The organism is Paracoccus aurantiacus, assembly GCF_007993065.1.
GTDB lineage: Bacteria > Pseudomonadota > Alphaproteobacteria > Rhodobacterales > Rhodobacteraceae > Paracoccus > Paracoccus aurantiacus.
The window spans coordinates 1-1,593 of the sequence record NZ_VOPL01000026.1; the positions used below are offsets into that span (position 1 = coordinate 1).

Sequence of the window (1,593 nt, forward strand, 5' to 3'; positions counted from 1 at the left end):
GGATCTGGGGGTCGGACTGCACCTCTCGGAAGTGAAGGGTCCGGTGATGGACCGCCTCAAGACCACACACTTCCTCGACCAGCTCAACGGACGCGTCTTCCTGTCCCAGCACGACGCCTGGAAGGCGCTTGCCCAACCACTGGCCGACCCGGCCAAAGCCGCAGAATGACCGAAAAGGAAAGGACTGCATGACAATCCCATATTCGAAAAGTTCATCCCGTGGGCCTGGAAGCCCGGATGTCGTTGGTTTCTACGACGAAGCTTCAGGAAGTTGCCAATATATCTGCATCGACCCGGCAACGAAAAAATGCGCACTGATCGACGTGGTTCTCGACTTCAACCCGGCCCGCGCCCGCACCTCGACCGAGTCTGCCGACTGGGCGCTCGACTGGATTGAGCGCGAGGGTCTGACGCTCGAATGGATTCTCGACACGCACCCTCATGCCGACCACCTGATGGCCGCGGCGTATCTCAAGCAGAAGACCGGCGCGCCGAACGCCATAGGCGAGAAGGTTCGGGAAATCGCGGGGCTCTGGCGCGACTTCTACAACACGCCGGGCGCATTCGACCCGGAGGCCGATTTCGACCGGCTTCTTGCCGACGGCGACACGTTCCGCATCGGCGATCTTGACCTGCACGTGATGCTCTCGCCAGGCCACACGCTGGGATCGATCACTTATGTGGTCGGCGATGCTGTCTTCGCCCATGATACGTTCATGCAGCCCGACAGCGGCACCGCGCGCGCAGACTTCCCCGGCGGATCGGCGGCCATGCTCTACGACTCGCTGATGGCGATCCTGGCGCTGCCCGATGAGTTCCGGATCTTCATCGGACACGACTACGGCTCGGAAGGCCGCGACGACCCGGCGTGGGAAAGCACGGTGGCCGAGCAGAAAGCCTCGAACAAACATCTGGGCGGCGGCGTCGAAAAGGACGACTACGTCAAGGTGCGCGAGGAACGCGACGCGACGCTCAACCTGCCCGACAGGATGCTCCACGCGCTCCAAGTCAACCTTCGAGGCGGTCGACTACCGGAACCGGAGGCTGATGGAAACAGCTACTTCAAGATACCAGCGAACAGGTTCTGATCATGGCACAACTCGAAGACTGGAAACCACAAAAGGTAAAGGCGGCGCTGGACGCGCAGGAGATCGTGTTGATCGATGTGCGGACGCCGCCCGAATACATCATGGAGCATATCGACGGCGCGCTGTTGATGCCCATGGCGTTCTTCCGCCCCGAGGCGCTGCCCACGCAGGACGGCAAACGTATCGTTCTTCACTGCGGTTCGGGCGCCCGGTCCGGCAAGATGGCCGAGATTGCCCTGAAAGCCGGACTGTCGCCACTTGCGCATATGGAGGGCGGCTTCGGCGCATGGAAACAGGCCGGTCTGCCCTACACCGGCACCGACATGGCCACGGGCGCGCCGAAGGAGATGAAGGCGAACTGAGTTCCGCATGGTACGCTCTTGCAGAACGACCAATTGGAACGGTTCGGCCGTTGCAACAGCGTCCTTACCGGTTTTTGGAACGTACCGGCCTGCGGGTCTAGGACTATAGGAAACACCATGCTGCGAACGCGGCGCTATCACTG

General features: G+C 61.6%; 2 protein-coding genes. Both read left to right on the forward strand.

What is annotated here, in order from left to right; translation table 11 throughout:
- Window positions 1-188: 188 nt before the first annotated feature.
- A complete protein-coding gene (locus tag FQV27_RS18670) occupies window positions 189-1,088 on the forward strand; it encodes an MBL fold metallo-hydrolase (RefSeq protein ID WP_147101607.1) in 900 nt (299 codons plus the stop codon).
- A gap of 2 nt (window positions 1,089-1,090) precedes the next feature.
- On the forward strand, window positions 1,091-1,450 hold the full coding sequence (locus FQV27_RS18675) for a rhodanese-like domain-containing protein (protein WP_147101610.1): 360 nt from the start codon (window positions 1,091-1,093) through the stop codon (window positions 1,448-1,450).
- The last annotated feature ends 143 nt before the right edge of the window (window positions 1,451-1,593 follow it).

Coding starts and splice junctions, on each gene's coding strand:
- FQV27_RS18675 (WP_147101610.1), top strand. CDS start 1,091: ATGGCACAACTCGAAGACTGGAAACCACAAAAGGTAAAGGCGGCGCTG.
- FQV27_RS18670 (WP_147101607.1), top strand. CDS start 189: ATGACAATCCCATATTCGAAAAGTTCATCCCGTGGGCCTGGAAGCCCG.